Raw genomic sequence first — 18015 nt, forward strand, 5'->3', positions numbered from 1 at the left:
ATTCTCATTGGCATATTGGCACATTTTCAAATTAGCATATTATTAATTAATTAAATAAATCGAGAATGAAGAAGCAAGTAATGAGCCTCCTGCTGTGTGGTAGCCTGATGGCGGCAGCGCAACAGCCGGTAGATTATGTAAACCCGTTTATCGGGACCAGCAACTACGGGACGACCAATCCCGGAGCTATCTGTCCCCAGGGTATGATGAGTGTCACGCCGTTCAATGTGATGGGATCGGAGAGTAACCGTTTCGATAAAGACAGCCAGTGGTGGTCCACTCCATACTCTTCCGACAATGATTTCATGACAGGGTTTGCCCATGTCAATTTGAGCGGTGTCGGTTGTCCTGAACTGGGCAGTCTTCTGCTGATGCCTACAGCAGGCGATCTGAAGGTCGATTACCGTGAGTATGGCAGTAAGTATAAAGACGAAGTAGCCCATCCGGGTTATTACAGCAATGTCCTGACAAAATATAATATCAAGACAGAAGCGACAGCCACTATGCGTACTGGCCTTAGCCGTTTCACTTTCCCGAAAGGTCAGGGCAATATCCTCCTGAACCTGGGTGAAGGATTGACCAACGAAACCGGTGCGACTGTCCGTATCGTCAACGAAACCGAGATTGAAGGAAGCAAGTTGCTGGGCACTTTCTGCTATAATCCGCAGGCGGTATTCCCGATCTATTTCGTTATGAAAGTCAGCAAAGCCCCCAAGTCGATGGGATACTGGAAGAAACAGCGTGAGATGAAAGGCGTGGAAGCCGAATGGGATATTTATTCCGGTAAATATAAATTGTATACCAAGTATAATCGTGACATGAGCGGTGATGATATCGGTGTATGGTTTACCTACGATACGGAAGAAAACGAAGTCATCGAAGTGAAGATGGGTGTTTCTTTCGTCAGCATCGAAAATGCCCGCCTGAACATGAACACGGAACAGCCGGACTTCAACTTCGATAAAGTCAAAGCGGCAGCCAGCAATATGTGGAACAGCGATCTGTCCCGCGTAAAGGTAGAAGGTGGCTCCAAAGACGATAAAACGATCTTCTATACAGCTTTGTATCACCTGTTGATCCATCCGAACATTATCCAGGACGTAAACGGAGAATATCCGATGATGGAAAGTCTGAAAGTAGGTCATACGACAGGCAACCGTTACACGGTGTTCTCCTTGTGGGATACCTACCGTAACGTAAGTACCCTGATGACTCTTCTTTTCCCCGAACGCCAGCTCGACATTATCCGTACGATGGTCGATATGTATAAGGAAAGCGGATGGCTGCCCAAGTGGGAGCTTTACGGACGTGAGACCCTCACGATGGAAGGCGATCCTTCTATACCTTATATAGTGGATGCCTGGATGCGCGGTCTTCGTGATTTCGACGTTGAAACTGCTTACGAAGCGATGCGTAAAGGAGCTACGACTCCGGGTGAGTTCAATCTGCTTCGTCCGGACAATAACGATTATATGAGCAAGGGCTATGTTCCTCTGCGTGAACAATACGACAATTCGGTATCTCATGCCCTGGAATATTATATCGCCGACTGGAACCTTTCCCAGTTTGCCAAAGCTTTAGGAAAGAAAGAAGATGCCAAACTTTTCTATGACCGTTCGATGGGATATAAGAACTATTACAGCAAAGAGTTCGGAACCCTTCGTCCGCTTTTGCCTGACGGTACATTCTATTCTCCGTTCAACCCGAAACAGGGAGAGAACTTCGAACCGAATCCTGGTTTCCATGAAGGAAGTGCCTGGAACTATACATTCTATGTTCCTCACGATATCCCTGGCCTGGTTAAGCTGATGGGTGGTCAGAAGAAGTTTGTCGATAAACTGCAGATGGTGTTCGACGAAGGCCACTACGATATGGCTAACGAACCGGATATCGCTTATCCTTATCTGTTCAGCTACTTCAAAGGCGAAGCATGGCGTACCCAGAAAACAGTCCGCGAACTGTTAAACAAGTATTATCACAATGCACCGAATGGTCTTCCCGGCAATGACGATACCGGAACAATGTCTACCTGGGCTGTATTCTCCATGATGGGATTCTATCCTGCTTGTCCGGGAGATATGGACTATGTACTAACTTCACCGACCTTCAACAAGGTAACCATCGATTTGAATAAGAAATTCTATCCCAAAGGTGAGTTGGTAATCGAATCTATGCACCAGACACCGGAAGACATCTACATCAAAGATGTGACTGCCGACGGAAAGAAACTGAAAGGTTACACCATTTCACAGGAAGAGCTGGTAAATGCCGGAACGTTGAAATTTACATTGGAAGATACACATAAATAAAAGATAGCTATTTTTTAGAAGAAAGCCCTGGGGAGTAATAATGCTTCTCAGGGCTTTTTTGTATTGAAAAAACTATGTTGTATATAAATATAGAGGGTTGAAATGTTTCAAAATGTAAATATTTTAAGGTTTTGAAAAGCCCTAAAATTCAAAATGACTAGAAAAAACGTTCCTTTTTTCTAGTCATTTTTTTTGTGCTGCAAATGTAATCGATATTTGTTGAAATACAAAGCATTTCGGTAATTTTATCTATTTGTTATTCAATGTTTTAATCTACTTTTTTCAAGATACCGCATCAATCATGGGTTAACAAAAATTCACCAAACAAAAATGACTAGAAAAAAGGAACGTTTTTTTTAGTCATTCCAATAACCTTTAAGTATAAGTTATTCAGATGTTTATGTAGGTTGGCCGTTTGGGACTGACGAACTTTTTTACATAATACCCCTAATTTACAACTTATGATTATCAATGATTTTGCACTAGTATTGTCGCGAGTTAAATTTTTTAACCGTTGGATTGTCTTATTTATTGATTTATTTCTGTCAATACTGGCTACTTCGACCTCTCTGTCGTTCTTGTGGTATATCCTGGGAACAAAGCTTGTAGACGAATCCATTTTCCACATATTATTTATATCCTTTTGTGCCAGTCTGTGCAGTTTCTACCTATGCCGGACCTATAAAGGTGTGATCCGTCATTCCGCATTTACGGAAGCCGGTCGCCTGGCATTATCCTCTTTAATAAAGATACTCTTCATTGTTGTTTTAGTCTATATGACTACAACGCTTCAATCTCCCCGTGAATTGGCGTTAGGAGCCGTAGTCGATTTATTTCTGACATTCTTTCTTTTAACAATTCTCCGTGTATTCATGATTGTTTTCTATGCAATCATAGTCAATAGTGTTTCTTCTAACCAAGGGAATTTATTGATTTATCAGGGAGACAAAACCGGAACTTTTTTATTCGATGCATCCCTGAGTGACAAACTGTTGTATAAAGTATCGGGATTCCTGCGTTTTGGTGATCGAACCTCCTTGCGTGCAGGTAAATACAGTATCTATTCGATCAAAGAGCAGGTTGATTTCAACAATTTGGTAAACCGGAAAGATATCAAGGCTATTCTGTTCACCGACTATCGTTTGGTAAAGGAGGAGAGTGAACGTCTTGTCCGCTACTGTGAGAAGAAAAAAGTTCGTATGTTGATACTTCCTTCGGTTGACGAACTGAAAAAAGGAAAAATCAACTTTCATAACCTGCCTGAAGTACATATAGAAGATTTGCTGGGTCGTGAGGAGATTTGTATCAATATGACAGAGATCGTCGCTTCCCTGAAAGGAAAAGTCGTATTAGTCACCGGAGCAGCCGGTTCTATAGGCAGCGAACTTTGCCGTCAGTTATGTTCCTTTAACTTGAAGCAGCTGGTCCTGTTCGACAGTGCCGAAACCCCCATGCACAATATACGTCTGGAACTGGAAGAAAAATTCCCTCAGGTAGAATTTACTCCTGTAATGGGAGATATCCGGATGATTGATCGTGTTGAATCTGTTTTCCGTCGTTTTCAGCCTCAGTATGTATTTCATGCTGCCGCCTATAAGCATGTACCTCTGATGGAGGAGAATCCCTGTGAAGCCGTTCATACGAATGTATACGGTACGCGTAATGTAGCGGATATGGCAGTCAGGTATAATGTCGATAAGTTTATTATGGTTTCTACCGACAAAGCTGTCAATCCGACGAATGTGATGGGAGCTTCCAAACGTTTGGCAGAAATCTATGTACAAAGTCTGAGCATCGCTATCAGTAAAGGTTTGCATCCGGGTAAAACCCATTTTATTACCACCCGTTTTGGAAATGTATTAGGCAGTAACGGCTCCGTTATTCCCCGTTTCCGTGAGCAATTAGCGAAAGGCGGCCCTTTAACAGTCACCCATCCGGACATTATCCGTTATTTCATGACGATCCCGGAGGCATGTCGCTTGGTACTGGAAGCAGCTTTTATGGGTAAGGGAAATGAGATATTTGTCTTTGATATGGGTTCTCCTGTAAAGATCGCCGATCTGGCTCGCCGTATGATTGAACTGGCAGGTCTTATCCCCGATGAAGATATAGAAATCCAGTACACAGGTCTTCGTCCCGGCGAGAAACTATATGAAGAACTTCTGGCAACGAAAGAAAATACCCTCCCTACGAATAACGCCAAAATATACCGTGCCCAGGTGAGAGAATATGACTACGAAGACATTTGTAAGGTCATGAGTCCGTTAATCGATTTGGCGATCAAAGTGGATAAAATGGGTACAGTTAAGTATATGAAAGGGATTGTACCGGAGTTCAAGAGTAAGAATTCGGAGTATGAGGTGTTGGATAAGGAATAAATTTCTATCTTTTTAAATAAGAAATTTATAACATATGAAATTAACAACAGAATACATCGCTTTACTGCGAGGATATATGCAAAGGAATGCCGACTATTACGGTATTACCCGGATGGGTATATTTGGTTCTGTTGCGCATAATGAACAGACTGAAAATAGTGATGTAGATATATATGTGGAGGGAGAGTTACGTGGCTTCTTTGTTTTGTCAGGCATTAAATGTGAATTGGAAGAACTATTAGGTTGTAAAGTAGATATCGTACGTTTGCGAAAGCAAATGGACTCTTTTTTGCGTGACCGAATTTTAAAGGAGGGTATTTATGTATAATAAACCAGTGGTACTCCATATCTTGCAGTTGCTTCATGACTCTTTGATACAAATCATAAAGCGTTCTTCTGCTATTCATTCACCTAATGATTTTTTGTCAAGTGAGAGTGGTGTTACTCTTCTCGATAGTATTTGCATAAAATTGATAGCTATCGGAGGCTCTATTGCCGAACGATTCATACGTTCCCTGTCAGGTGAGCGTAAGAACTCCTTGTTCTTTGGCAGTGATGACGAGAGTATTGGCAGTCTACCATACGATCATATCCACTTGCAAGATACAGGGTGTTTCTGCCTTGCAATACTTTAAGATGTTTTTTCAAGCAATAGTTAACGGACGTAGGAATTATGAGAGCCTTCTTCCAATGACTATTGGACTAGGTAATAATAAACTTTAAATATCAACTCCTTTTTTGAACTTATTTAATGGATAACTGCCGTCTGTTGGCTTTCCCTATGTGATACGTCAAAATTGGATGCTAACTTTTAATATTACTCAGTTTAAGGAACTACAAAGTGCATTAATTAAGAATATGCCCTAAATAGATTGCTTCATTTGTTTATGAATTTTCAATCGTATAAAGTACAAACGGCTTTAAATGTTGTTACAGGATTATTTGCTGTAGTTGTTCAATTTGCGGTTAGTTTCTTTTTGTCACCATTTATTGTGCGTACATTAGGGGCAGAAGCGAATGGCTTTTCTCAATTGGCTAACAACTTCGTAATGTATGCCTCTTTGCTTACTATCGCTTTCAACTCTATGGCAGCTCGATTTGTATCAGTGGCATATCATCAAAATGAATTTGATAGAGCAAATAAGTTGTATTCCTCTATATTCATTGTAGATGTATTAATATGTATTTTGCTATTGCCAATATCAGCCCTAATAATTTTTAATTTGGAACATGTGGTAGTAATAGAGAATGCTGATGTTTTGGACGTAAAAGTTCTTTTTGCTTGTGTGTTTTTGAATTTCTTTATGAGTTTAGTGATGTCGCTTTTTTCTCTGGCCATGTATGTAAAGAATAAGGTATTCCATAGTAATCTTCTAAATGCAGTTAAAGCCATATTAAATGCTACACTCTTATTAGTCGTGTTTTCTGTTTTTCCAGCTAAAATATTTTATATTTCAATGGTTGCATCATTTCTGACAATGATGATGTTACCTATATATAGAAGGTTGCAAGCCAGATTACTTCCTGAGGTATGTTTTCAATATAAGAATTTTTCTTTTCTCTATGTGAAAGAATTATTATCCTCAGGTATTTGGAATACAGTGAATCAATGTGGTCATCTTCTTAACACCGGTTTGGACTTATTGTTGGCTAATTGGTTTATTAGTCCGTTTTCAATGGGATTATTGGCTATTTCTAAGATAATACCTTCGGCTATAATTCAACTTTCAACAACTCTCAATGGAAACTTCTCACCTTCTGTAACTCAAACATGGGCTAAGGGTAATCGTGAAGCTTTACTTCGTGAATTAAGGATAGCTATGAAGGTTTCTACCATTATCGTATCGGTGCCTATTGTGACATTCTGTTGTTTTGGATACGATTTTTATAAATTATGGCAACCTACGTTACCTGCAACAGAGCTTACAGTAATATCTATACTGGGTTGTATGGCTTTTATTCCTGTCTCAGGAACGCAAACGTTGTATAATGTGTTTACAGCGACTAATAAACTTCGTGTAAACTCCATTAGCTTTATTTTCATGGGGCTTTTGAATGTTTTAGTTGTATTTTTGGGGCTTACTTACTCTAAAGAGTATGGAATTTATGTAATTGCCGGATGTAGCACTACACTTTCCATATTTAGAAATATGATAGTTACACTGCCTTATACAGCTTATTTGTTGAATATGAAATGGTTTGAGTTTTATAAGGATGTGTTACAAACTTTATTGTGTTGTAGTATTAATGTTTTCATATCGCTATTATTTGTATTCGTTTTTCATTTGGAAGGTTGGCTTGGATTATTCATCATGTGTGGATTAACTGTAGTATTTACTCTATTGATAGACATTTATTATTACCTAAACAAGAACGAAAGGGATATCCTTTTTAAAATTCTTAAAATCAGAAAAAATAATGGATAAGAACAAAAAAATCTTATTATTTCGCATACCGATGTCGATATGCAATTTCCGTTGTCACTATTGTTATTTAGCACAACGTCCTGTTCATTATCAAGGCATTCAACCAAAAATGAAATACACACCATGGCAGGTTGGTAATGCTTTGAATATCAGCAGATTGGGGGGGGGTATGCTACGCGAACTTTTGTGCCGATGGTGAAACGCTTTTGACAAAAGATATAGATTTGTATGTAAAGGCTTTGATAGAACAAGGTCATTATGCCGAGGTCGTTACTAACCTAACAGTGACAAATATGCTTGAAAAGTTCCTCTCTTGGGATAAGGAACAGTTGAAGCGTCTTGAGTTTAAATGTTCCTTTCATTATTTGGAATTAAAGAAAAAAGAATGGTTAAATCGCTTTGTTGAGAACGTCCATAAAATATGGGATGCTGGAGCTTCTGCCAATATTGAATTAGTTCCTACCGATGAGTTAATTCCTTATATAGATGAAATCAAGGATTTCTCCATGAAAAACTTTGGTGCACTTCCACAACTTACAATTGCGAGAGATGACAGAACTAAAAGGACTGATCGATTAACGAATCTTTCTCTTGAAGAGTATGAAAAAGTATGGGGACAGTTCCATTCTGACTTTTGGGAATATAAGTCGCAAATATTCGGCAAGCGGCAAACTGATTTTTGTTATGCTGGTGCATGGAGTCTTTATATTGACCTTACAACAGGTAATGCCACTCCTTGTTATTGCGGTAGGTCTTTGGGGGATGTATTTGCTCATCCTGAACTGCCATTGCCGGAAGAACCTGTTGGGCATTGTCCTTTGGCTCACTGTTATAATGGTCATTCTTTATTGACTCTTGGTTTGATACCTCATGCAAACGATGTACATTATGGCGATATTAGAGATCGTGAGCGTACAGATGGTGGTCGTTGGTTGCAACCGGAGTTGAAAGCTTTTTTTAATAGTAAATTAGAGGAAAGTAATACTGAATATTCTGTCTCACAAAAATTGATTTCCCGTACACACATATTTGAACAAAGAGTTGTCAACAAGCTAAAAAGAATGTTCAGGTGATGAGGAAATAATAAACTGAATTGAATGAAAAAGAATAGACAGCAACGTATATTTGAATTAAGAACATTGATAGATGAGAAAATACTTCCGCTCATAACCTCTGATTATGTACTTTGGGGACTTCCTTATTACATCAATCCTGGTGACACATTGATTTGGAATGGTGCATTGTCTCTGCTTAAAGGATGTCCACATAAATGTATCGGAACGTGTGGCTGGGATGAGTACCGCTATCAACCATTAAATAAAGATACGGTAATTCTTATCATAGGAGGTGGTTTCTTTGGTGACTTATGGAGAAAAGCTTGGAGTGGAGTAATGGATATCATAACTCGATACCCTGATAACCCTATCATGATTCTGCCTCAATCTATTTTTTACCAAAATCCGATTGTTGCAAAAGAAGACGCTGAGCGTCTGGCTAAATGTAAGAATTTGACTATTTGCACACGTGATAAGCAATCATTTGATTATGCGACAACATTTTTTTCTTTTGCGAAGACTTTATTTGTTCCGGATTTAGCTTTTCATATGGACGTTAACCTGCTATATCGTTGTGCAGTAAAACAAACTGATAAAGTATTATATTTAAAACGTAATGATAAGGAATTGGTCCAAGATAAAGCAGATATAATTGGAGAAAATGTGGAGAGAAAAGATTGGCCGGCCATGAGTGGAAATTATAGTTTCAGCATGCGTGTGGTATGTGCTCTATATTTAAGATTGAGTAAAAGGAAGAACAAGTTTTATAGATGTTTGATTACTCTATTGATGAAATATGGTCATCGTTGTGTTGTTACTCGTGATGCTGTTAGATTTATTAGTTCCTATAAAACCATTTATACTACTCGGTTACATGTCATGATACTTTCTTTCCTATTAGACAAGGAAATCTATATCTTGGATAACAGTTACGGTAAAATTAGTGGATGCTATGATGCATGGCTGAAAGGCTGTGATAATATATATATATATTCGAAAAATGATTAGTGTATCTATAATAGTACCTGTTTATGGCGTAGAGAAACACATTGAACGGTGTTTGCGTTCTGTCCTAAGACAGGACTATCAAGGAGAACTTGAATGTATACTGGTTGATGATTGTACACCAGACAAAAGTATGCAGATAGTAGAAGCATTACTTGAGTCTTATGGCGGTAATATCGTATTCAGAAAGTTTCGTCATGAACGTAATCGAGGACTTTCTGCCGCTCGAAATACAGGGACACAGGCAGCAAAAGGTGATTATATATTCTATTTGGATAGTGATGACGAGATAATGCCCCATGCCATAAGTACGCTTGTGACCTTGGCTAACAAATATCCGGGAGTGGATATAGTTTATGGTGACTGGTATGTGGCAAGGCGTTATAATTCTCTTCAAAATAATGTAGCTTTGAAAGAATACATAAACAATTCTAATGAAATAATTTCGACCATTCTTTTGGGCTGTCATGTAAGCATGACAGCTCCGAATAAACTCTTAAGAAAAGAGTTTATAAGAAATAATACTTTGTCTTTCAAAGAAGGTATTTATCATGAGGATGAACATTTTAATTATTTTTTGGCAGAAGCAGCTCAGAGTATTGCTATCTGTTTCGTTCCTATTTATGTTTATTATCTGAATCCTGAAGGTATAACTGGAGGAAATAGTAAAGATAAAAGAATATATAGTCTTATAATTATTTGTGAAGATATTCTATTGCGTGGAAAAACATTATTTCGATATCATTTTTGTTTAAAATTTGTGCGTAATTTAGTAAATGTAATTCATGATAATTCATTTTTGTATCCACGATTAAAAGATTTGATTTTTCATTTATATCAGTCTACACATAAAGATCATCTTTATCTCTGTTCCTTTTATGTTTATTTATATTATATTTTCCCTATAAAATTGTTGAAGTATTTGAATAAGAGTCGACTTTTTACTATATCTTATTCTATTATTTGGAGAATAATAAAGAGAAGGGAGTTTTGTCGATAAATTTGATGTAGAAAAGTTGTAGCATAAAAAAAATTGATGTATTCTATAACTTGTACAATATTAGGTTAACAAAATGAAGACTCCTAAAGTTTCCGTTATAGTTCCTGTTTATGGGGTTGAAAAATATATAGAGCGTTGTGCTCGTTCTCTATTTGAGCAGACATTGGAAGATATAGAATATCTTTTTATTGATGATTGTTCACTTGATAATTCTATAAAAATACTTCTTAAGATACTTGAAGAATATCCTTTCCGAAAAAATCAAGTAGTAATACATCGTATGGAGCAAAATAGCGGTCAGGCTGCAGTTCGTAAGTGGGGTATACTTAATGCTACTGGAGAGTATGTGATACATTGTGATAGTGACGATTGGGTAAAACAAGACATGTATGAAATAATGTATGTTGAAGCGAAGAGTGGTGATTATGATATCACGATGTGTGACTTTTGTTTGGCAAATGAAATAAGTATATTGAAAGAATGTAAGTCAAACATTAATGAGGATAAATTTATTTTATTAGGTGATTTATTGAGTGGTAAAGTTCATAGCTCTCTCTGTACAAAAATGGTACGTTCAATATTATATAACGAGACTTTTATTTATCCAGAAGATAATATGCGAGAAGATTTGTGTTGTACAATACAGCTAGTATATAATGCTAAATCTATTAGGTATTTACCTATGTCTATGTATTATTATTATATGAATGAATTTTCAATATCTAATGCATTTACTGTTGATAAAATTTATAATCGATATAAGCAGTCATGTAATAATTATTATAAGATTTTGACATTTCTACAAAGACACGATTTAGTAAGTAAATATAGTAGGGAAATTGTAATATTGAAGCTGTTAATTAAGGAAGAATTATGTAAAATATCAAATAGTCAAGATGGGTATAGAATATGGAATGAGGCATTTCCTGATGTGAGTATAATTGATACATTGACTGCAAAAATCTCTTTTAGGATGAAATTGAAAATAATATTAACAGATTTGGGATTATATTTTTTCAAACTATAGCTAAAAATATATTTATTCTTTATGGAATTTAATTATAATGGGCAATTAGCTTTAATAAATTTGCTTATATTTATATTGTTTTTGTGTAAATATAGAGATGAATATAATAGATATAGCTGTAATAATGTAGGATATTTCCCTTTAGTAATTTTTGTTCTTTCTTTTTCAGTATTGGGTTATACTGAGGCTGATACTTATCATTATGAATATCTTTATAATGAAATGCTTTATGCAAAGATTCCAATACACGTAGAACCTTTCTATTATTGGTTAATAGATTTTTTGCCTAATAATTATTATATTTGGAGGCTTTCTGTATGGGGAACTGCTTTGATACTGTTAATAGCAACTTTCCGTCGCTATGAGTTGAATATTCGTTCGGTTAGTTTTGTTTTTGCCTTACTTTTACTTCAACAATTTACACTTACAAGAGGCTGTCTTGGAATATCTTTATTTTTATATTGCTCGTCTTTTTTTATTAAGCCACCTTCTGACCTTAAAATAATTTATAATATATTAGCAATCTTAGGATGTGTTTTCTCGCTCTATCTACATAAAAGTATAGTTCTTTTTGTTATTATATCAGTCTGCATGTTGTTTCCTATAAACAAGCGGATTATTTGGATGATGCTTTTAGTATATCCTATATTACGAGGATTCGTTGTTCCTTTTGTTTTTGATATTCTAAATACAGGTTTTCTTGCAACTCGAACTACAGATTTTTCTATGTTATATTTGGAAAAAGAAAAAAGTCTAGCAAACTTAAATGGAATAATACATTTGTTTTTTCAATATATACCTAGATTCATATTGTTCTATTTATTAATAAAGGAGTATGTAATTAATAAAAGAAAGTACCTAAATATATTATTTATTTATTTAGGTACTCATTTGTCTTATTTTATATTGCAATGTTATTTTTGGGACAACAAACATCTTCTTTTGTTGCAAGTAGAACACTACATATGATGTGTTTTCCGTTGACAATTGTGTTTGCCTATTATTTGTCTACAACCAAAAGAAATAAGTTGGTGAAATTTTCGATTGGTTTAATATTTTTCAACGATATATTGCAAATTTCATTGTTTATAAATAATTATTGGTGATTTGTGTTTGAAAATATGAAAATTATTGAAATAATTCCACAATTAGCTTCTGGGGGTGCTGAAAGATTAGTAGTTGATTTGTCTAATGAATTGGCAAAATCCCATGAAGTTATCTTATTAACCTATTACAAAGAGGATAATTTGAATTTTTATGCTCATGAGTTATCTTCTGCTGTTACCCACATTACATTAGGGAAGGAATTGGGTTTATCTTTTAAGGCCTTTATATCGGTTTCATCTGTTATTCGTAAAATGAAGCCTGATGTAGTACATCTTCATTTATCTGCTATTTACTATGCTCTTCCATCTATATTTTTTAATCATAATGTTTTGTATTTATTGACAATACATAATGATGCAGATAAAGAAGCAGAAGGTTTTAGAGGAGGTTTTATTAGAAAGTTGTGTTTTAAAAGCGGCTTAGTGATTCCGGTGACTATATCTAAAGAATCTAATAAAAGTTTTAGAAAATTTTATGGAATAGAAGCACCAATAGTTTTTAATGGTCGAGTCATTCCTGAGAAAATTGATATTACAGAAGCTGTTTTGAATGAATTTAAAATATTTAGGCGTACGTCAAAAACACGTGTACTCATTAATTTAGCAAGATTTTCAGAGATAAAACGACAACCATTAATTGCGAAATGTGTTAAACGATTATATGAAGAAGGATATGATTTTTCATTTTTAATGATTGGAAAAACTTCTCGGACAGATATATTGAATCAGGTAAAATTATGTGAATGTGAAATATTACATATTCTTGGAGAAAAGAAAAATCCTTTAGAATATTTAAAAATGTCAGATTCTTACTGTTTATTCTCTTCTTTTGAAGGAATGCCTATTTCTTTAATAGAGGCTTTAGGTACAGGGGCTATTCCTGTTTGTACTCCTGTTGGAGGTATTGTTGATGTAGTAAAAGATGGAGAAAATGGGCTTTTAGCGGAAGACTTGACAGAGGAAGCTGTTTATAATGTATTAAAACGATTTTTAAATATGTCTGATGAAGATTTCTTAAAAATGAAGCGAAAAACGTTAGAAAGTTATTATCCTTATAGTATTAAGGAGTGTACAAAACAATATCTACAACTGTTTTCTCAAGTGAATCATAAAGAATAAGAAAATTCATTAATGGATAGATAATAGCTAGATACCCTGAAATGGTTGACAATTAAGTGTATTTTTTTTATCATTCTTTAGTGATATTAGATAATTCTTTTGTTTGTTTTTATATCACAAAACAGACTAGTTTATAAAAAATATTCATTTTCATTACATAGAAGAATTTTCTCATTCATCTTCTTCTAAGATATAATCGATATACATTAGAAAAGTGGACTTAAATTTCAAAGAAAAGGAAGTTGTATATAAATCTATTGATTTTTAAAATTAGAATAAATGCTTAAAGTTTTGTTATGTGCCCCTTATGGTGGTATTCCCGGTGGAATTACTCGTTGGACTGAACATATAAAACAATATTATGATTCAGTTGAGAATAGTGAAATTGATTTGTGTATTGTTCCAATGGGACGTTCAATGTTTGTGAATACTAATGTGTCAATGTGGTTTAGGCTTCGTAGTATTTGGGTTGATTACAGACAAATTTTATATAATTATTATAAGCAAGTGAATCGTTTTTCTCCAGAGGTATTTCATTTAACATCAAGTGGATCTCTAAGTCTGTTTAAGGATATGATAATGTTATGGTATGCACGTAAAAAAGGGGAGAAAACAATAATTCATTTTCATTTTGGAAGAATTCCAGAATTATCGAAAAGACGAAACTGGGAATGGAAAATGTTATGTAAGGTTATGTTGATGACAGATAAAATTGTTGTGATTGATAATATGTCTTACAAAACTCTTAAATTAGAAGGTTTTAATAATATTGTTTATCTACCAAATCCTCTTTCCCCTCGGATTTTACAAATAATGAATAAACAAGGATTAGTAAATCGCGAATCTCGTAAAATTGTATATGTAGGGCATGTGGTAAAGACAAAGGGGGTTTTTGAATTAGTAGAGGCTTGTCTTGATATCCCGGATATTCATCTAGTCTTGATTGGTCGAATTTTGGATGGATTAGATAGAGATCTTAAGCAAATAGCTTTGCGAAAAGGGTCGACTAATTGGGTTACTTTTATGGGCGAACAACCTTATGATAAGGTTGTATATGAGATGCGTACTGCAACAGTATTTGCGCTTCCTAGTTATACCGAAGGTTTTCCGAATGTTATATTAGAAAGTATGATTTGTGAATGTCCAATTGTAGCTACTTCTGTAGGTGCTATTCCTGAGATGTTAGCTAATGATATTGGAGTTTTAGTAGAGCCTCAAACGGTGATTCCATTAAAGAATGCATTACAGCACTTACTAGATAATCCATTGCAATCAATAAAAATGGGGAAAAAAGCAGCAGAGAGAGTTATAAATCTTTATTCTATGCATGTTATATGGAAACAATTAATAAATATATGGAATAGTGGCAAATGAGAACACTTTTGTTGATAAATAATTAGTATTTATGGAACCAGTTTCAAATGGCAATATTGGTTCAAATACTAAAAGATACAGGAGAATCAATATATATGTAGAGGTTGATTTTTTGTCTGTAATTGATGCGTTATTTAATTCTAAAATTTAAATAATCAAACATTTTTATGAATTTGATAAGAAAAATAAAGAATAATAGATTTGTACGTGGTTTTTATTTTTTGTATAAATTTTATTTTGGATATTCCAAAAAATCTTTCGGCTTCTGTGGAGAAGATGTAATGTTGAACCCTCCTTTGTGGTTTTCCAATCCTAAAAATGTTTTTTTATATGGCGATAATGGGTTGACAAATGCTAATATTCTAACTGCAAATGCAAAATTTATTATGAAGCCTCATTCAGGAGCAGCCGAAGGTCTAAAAGTGAGTACAGGAAATCACGCGATGATTTTAGGACGTTTTTATCGTTCGGTGAAAGAAGATGAAAAGCCTAAAGGGTTAGATAAAGATGTTCTTATTGAATCTGATGTTTGGATTGGAAGAAACGTTACAATATTATCAGGAGTTACGGTGGGACGAGGTTGTACAATAGCAGCAGGAGCTGTTGTGACGAAAGATATACCTCCCTATTGTCTCGCAGGTGGTGTTCCTGCCAAACCAATAAAATTTAAATGGACGATTGATGAGATTCTCCAACATGAAAAAGTTCTATACTCAGAGAAAGATCGATTTTCTCGTATAGATTTGGAGAATATATTTTTAAATACAAAATTGAAATAATAATATTTAATCGAGAATAGTTTGATTGAATTTGCTGTAGGGGTCTTATAGATACAAAATGGAGGAGATAGAGTATTACATAGGTAAGAATCCTATACTGAAAGAAATGAGAACTTTTTAGAATGATTCAATATAAACATAGATAAATAAGAAAGTAATTTTCATAGAATAAGAGTATTACATGTTCCACAGAGGAAATTTAATTAATTATTGTTAGTTATATGGACAGACAAAAAATCCTTTATATCTGTCAATATTTTTATCCAGAGACGTTTCGTGGTAATGATATTGCTTTTTATTTAGCAGAAAAAGGGCATGATGTGCATGTAGTTACGGGAATTCCCAATTATCCTGTTGGCACTTTTTTTAAAGGGTATAGTTGGTTCAGAAAAAGAAATGAAATTATAAATGGGGTGAAAGTAACTCGTCTTCCAATTATTCCTCGTGGAAACAATAAAATTATGTTGATGCTTAATTATTTTAGTTTCTTTATCATTGCTTGGATTTATATATTATTTCATTCTATAGGGCATAAGTATGACAAGGTATTTGTACAACAATTGTCACCGGTAATGATGTCTGCTCCAGGTGTATTGTATAAACGTTTACGTGGAATTCCTTTATATACATGGGTTCTAGATTTATGGCCGGAGAGTTTAAAAGCGGCAGGAGGTATTAATAATAAGTGGATACTGTCTTTTTTTGACTATTTTGTAAAAAGTGAATATAAGTATTCAGATTGTATATTGATTAGTTCGCGTAGTTTTTTTGATAATATACTAAAGTATGGAAATTATCAAGATAAAATAATCTATTATCCGCAGTGGTCTGAAAGTATAGATTCTAATGTAAAAAAACAGAATCACCAAATACCAGATTTGCCAAATGGTTTTAAATTGATGTTTGCTGGTGCGGTAGGGGATGCTCATGGGTTTGAATGTACTATGAGAGCTGCTTTGTTGACAAAAGAATATAAAGATATTAAATGGGTAATCGTAGGAGATGGCCGTCGATTGGATTGGGTACGAAACTTTGTGGAGAAACATGGTTTGGAAGAAACTGTTTTTACTCTTGGTCGTTATCCTGTTGAAACTATGCCTTTGTTTTTTAAGCAGGCTGATGTTATGTTAGTGACACTAAATGATGACCCTTTGTTTCGCTTGTATGCTCCAGCTAAAATTTCAGCTTATATGGCTGCAGCACGACCTATAATAGCTGTGTTAAATGGTGAAGGGGCTGATGTTATAAATGAAGCTGGTTGTGGATGGTGTTTGTCTTCAGGTGATGCTGAAGGTTTTGCAAGATTGGTAATAGAACTATCGCAGTCTGATAGAGTATTATTAGAAAAAAAAGGTATGAAAGGACTGGAATATTATAACAAGTATTTTATAAAAGAAAAATGTCTTGAACATTTAGATCGAATAATGGAATTATCATAAATTTTATTCTAAATAATCTGTTTTTATGTTGATTTATATTCTTCTTTTTTTTACTCTTTTACTGGCAGAATTACTCTATTTTCGTATTGCTGATAAATTTAACATCATTGACAAACCTAACGAACGCAGTTCACACAAACGAATAGTCCTACGTGGTGGTGGTATTATCTTTCTGATTGGAGTCTGGATTTGGAGTGTCATTTTCAGGTTTCAATATCCATGGTTTTTGGTAGGAGTGACCTTAGTGGCATTGGTTAGTTTTATAGATGATATTCGTTCTCTACCGGATAGTGTGCGCTTGATTGTGCAGTTTGTAGCAATGTTCCTGATGTTTTATCAGTTTGGTATTCTCAACTGGCAGAGTTGGTGGATTATTCTTTTGGCTCTTATCGTTTGTGTGGGAATATCGAATGCCTACAATTTTATGGATGGTATCAATGGTATTACAGGGGGATATTCCATCGCGGTATTATTGCCTCTAATTTTTCTTAACCATAAAATGTCGTTTATTGATGCGAATTTTCTGTGGGTAACACTACTGAGTTTGTTAGTCTTTTGTTTTTTCAACTTCCGTAAGTGGGCGAAGTGTTTCGCAGGGGATGTAGGTTCATTGAGCATAGCTTTTATTATCGTGTTTGCACTTGGAAAATTAATCTTGCAGACTGGGGATTTTACTTATATTGTGTTCCTGGCGTTGTATGGTGTGGATTCGGTATTAACGATTTGTCATCGCATTTTGTTACATGAAAATTTGGGACAAGCACATCGTAAACATGCTTATCAGTTGATGGCGAATGAATTGAAGATTCCGCATGTAGTAGTATCTTCATTTTATATGATTGTACAATTACTTGTCTCTTTTGGAATGGTTCTATTATCAATGAATCATTGGTTGTATTTGGTAACAGTATTAGTCGTTTTATGTGGAGGGTATCTCTTTTTCATGAAACGTTACTATCATTTACATGAATCCTATTTAAGATCATTAAATAATTAAT

At 34.9% G+C, this 18015-nt stretch carries 14 protein-coding genes; all 14 read left to right on the forward strand.

Annotated features, from left to right (window positions below; translation table 11 throughout):
- The first annotated feature begins 65 nt into the window (after nucleotides 1-65).
- The 14 genes from P3L47_RS15655 to P3L47_RS15720 all read left to right on the forward strand — a co-directional run bounded on the left by P3L47_RS15655 (nucleotide 66) and on the right by P3L47_RS15720 (nucleotide 18014).
- Complete coding sequence (locus tag P3L47_RS15655) at nucleotides 66-2309, forward strand: GH92 family glycosyl hydrolase (RefSeq protein ID WP_277781401.1); 2244 nt, start codon at nucleotides 66-68, stop codon at nucleotides 2307-2309.
- A gap of 461 nt (nucleotides 2310-2770) precedes the next feature.
- Nucleotides 2771-4687 carry a UDP-N-acetylglucosamine 4,6-dehydratase family protein gene (locus P3L47_RS15660; protein ID WP_277781402.1) on the forward strand — a complete coding sequence of 639 codons (1917 nt, stop codon included), beginning with the start codon at nucleotides 2771-2773 and terminating at the stop codon, nucleotides 4685-4687.
- Between the two features lie 34 nt (nucleotides 4688-4721).
- Nucleotides 4722-5015, forward strand: a complete 294-nt coding sequence (locus P3L47_RS15665) for a nucleotidyltransferase family protein (RefSeq protein WP_277781403.1) — start codon at nucleotides 4722-4724, stop codon at nucleotides 5013-5015.
- Between the two features lie 559 nt (nucleotides 5016-5574).
- Nucleotides 5575-7113 (forward strand): MATE family efflux transporter, encoded by a 1539-nt coding sequence (locus P3L47_RS15670; protein ID WP_277781404.1) that lies wholly within the window; start codon nucleotides 5575-5577, stop codon nucleotides 7111-7113.
- A 293-nt stretch (nucleotides 7114-7406) separates the two neighbouring features.
- Nucleotides 7407-8186 (forward strand): hypothetical protein, encoded by a 780-nt coding sequence (locus P3L47_RS15675; RefSeq protein WP_277781405.1) that lies wholly within the window; start codon nucleotides 7407-7409, stop codon nucleotides 8184-8186.
- Nucleotides 8187-8210: 24 nt separating this feature from the next.
- On the forward strand, nucleotides 8211-9176 hold the full coding sequence (locus P3L47_RS15680; protein WP_277781406.1) for a polysaccharide pyruvyl transferase family protein: 966 nt from the start codon (nucleotides 8211-8213) through the stop codon (nucleotides 9174-9176).
- On the forward strand, nucleotides 9169-10173 hold the full coding sequence (locus P3L47_RS15685) for a glycosyltransferase family 2 protein (RefSeq protein WP_277781407.1): 1005 nt from the start codon (nucleotides 9169-9171) through the stop codon (nucleotides 10171-10173). The genes P3L47_RS15680 and P3L47_RS15685 overlap by 8 nt, the downstream gene beginning before the upstream one ends.
- Nucleotides 10174-10246: 73 nt before the next feature.
- Entirely contained in the window at nucleotides 10247-11200 is a 954-nt protein-coding gene (locus tag P3L47_RS15690; RefSeq protein ID WP_277781408.1) for a glycosyltransferase family 2 protein, read from the forward strand.
- A 21-nt stretch (nucleotides 11201-11221) separates the two neighbouring features.
- Nucleotides 11222-12169, forward strand: a complete 948-nt coding sequence (locus tag P3L47_RS15695) for an EpsG family protein (protein WP_277781409.1) — start codon at nucleotides 11222-11224, stop codon at nucleotides 12167-12169.
- A 152-nt stretch (nucleotides 12170-12321) separates the two neighbouring features.
- A complete protein-coding gene (locus P3L47_RS15700) occupies nucleotides 12322-13425 on the forward strand; it encodes a glycosyltransferase (protein ID WP_277781410.1) in 1104 nt (367 codons plus the stop codon).
- 279 nt (nucleotides 13426-13704) lie between these two features.
- Entirely contained in the window at nucleotides 13705-14799 is a 1095-nt protein-coding gene (locus tag P3L47_RS15705; RefSeq protein WP_277781411.1) for a glycosyltransferase family 4 protein, read from the forward strand.
- Nucleotides 14800-14966: 167 nt separating this feature from the next.
- Nucleotides 14967-15578, forward strand: coding sequence for a DapH/DapD/GlmU-related protein (locus P3L47_RS15710; RefSeq protein ID WP_277781412.1), 612 nt, complete (start codon nucleotides 14967-14969; stop codon nucleotides 15576-15578).
- A gap of 221 nt (nucleotides 15579-15799) precedes the next feature.
- Complete coding sequence (locus tag P3L47_RS15715; RefSeq protein WP_277781413.1) at nucleotides 15800-17017, forward strand: glycosyltransferase family 4 protein; 1218 nt, start codon at nucleotides 15800-15802, stop codon at nucleotides 17015-17017.
- 25 nt (nucleotides 17018-17042) lie between these two features.
- Nucleotides 17043-18014: an MraY family glycosyltransferase gene (locus P3L47_RS15720; protein WP_277781414.1), complete on the forward strand. Its 972-nt coding sequence runs from the start codon at nucleotides 17043-17045 to the stop codon at nucleotides 18012-18014.
- Nucleotide 18015: the final 1 nt, after the last annotated feature.

Origin of the sequence: Parabacteroides chongii (assembly GCF_029581355.1) — a bacterium.
Lineage (GTDB): Bacteria > Bacteroidota > Bacteroidia > Bacteroidales > Tannerellaceae > Parabacteroides > Parabacteroides chongii.

Excerpts from the sequence above, each read along its gene's own strand:
- P3L47_RS15655 (WP_277781401.1), top strand. The coding sequence starts at position 66 with ATGAAGAAGCAAGTAATGAGCCTCCTGCTGTGTGGTAGCCTGATGGCG.
- P3L47_RS15660 (WP_277781402.1), top strand. The coding sequence starts at position 2,771 with ATGATTATCAATGATTTTGCACTAGTATTGTCGCGAGTTAAATTTTTT.
- P3L47_RS15665 (WP_277781403.1), top strand. The coding sequence starts at position 4,722 with ATGAAATTAACAACAGAATACATCGCTTTACTGCGAGGATATATGCAA.
- P3L47_RS15670 (WP_277781404.1), top strand. The coding sequence starts at position 5,575 with ATGAATTTTCAATCGTATAAAGTACAAACGGCTTTAAATGTTGTTACA.
- P3L47_RS15675 (WP_277781405.1), top strand. The coding sequence starts at position 7,407 with ATGCTTGAAAAGTTCCTCTCTTGGGATAAGGAACAGTTGAAGCGTCTT.
- P3L47_RS15680 (WP_277781406.1), top strand. The coding sequence starts at position 8,211 with ATGAAAAAGAATAGACAGCAACGTATATTTGAATTAAGAACATTGATA.
- P3L47_RS15685 (WP_277781407.1), top strand. The coding sequence starts at position 9,169 with ATGATTAGTGTATCTATAATAGTACCTGTTTATGGCGTAGAGAAACAC.
- P3L47_RS15690 (WP_277781408.1), top strand. The coding sequence starts at position 10,247 with ATGAAGACTCCTAAAGTTTCCGTTATAGTTCCTGTTTATGGGGTTGAA.
- P3L47_RS15695 (WP_277781409.1), top strand. The coding sequence starts at position 11,222 with ATGGAATTTAATTATAATGGGCAATTAGCTTTAATAAATTTGCTTATA.
- P3L47_RS15700 (WP_277781410.1), top strand. The coding sequence starts at position 12,322 with ATGAAAATTATTGAAATAATTCCACAATTAGCTTCTGGGGGTGCTGAA.
- P3L47_RS15705 (WP_277781411.1), top strand. The coding sequence starts at position 13,705 with ATGCTTAAAGTTTTGTTATGTGCCCCTTATGGTGGTATTCCCGGTGGA.
- P3L47_RS15710 (WP_277781412.1), top strand. The coding sequence starts at position 14,967 with ATGAATTTGATAAGAAAAATAAAGAATAATAGATTTGTACGTGGTTTT.
- P3L47_RS15715 (WP_277781413.1), top strand. The coding sequence starts at position 15,800 with ATGGACAGACAAAAAATCCTTTATATCTGTCAATATTTTTATCCAGAG.
- P3L47_RS15720 (WP_277781414.1), top strand. The coding sequence starts at position 17,043 with ATGTTGATTTATATTCTTCTTTTTTTTACTCTTTTACTGGCAGAATTA.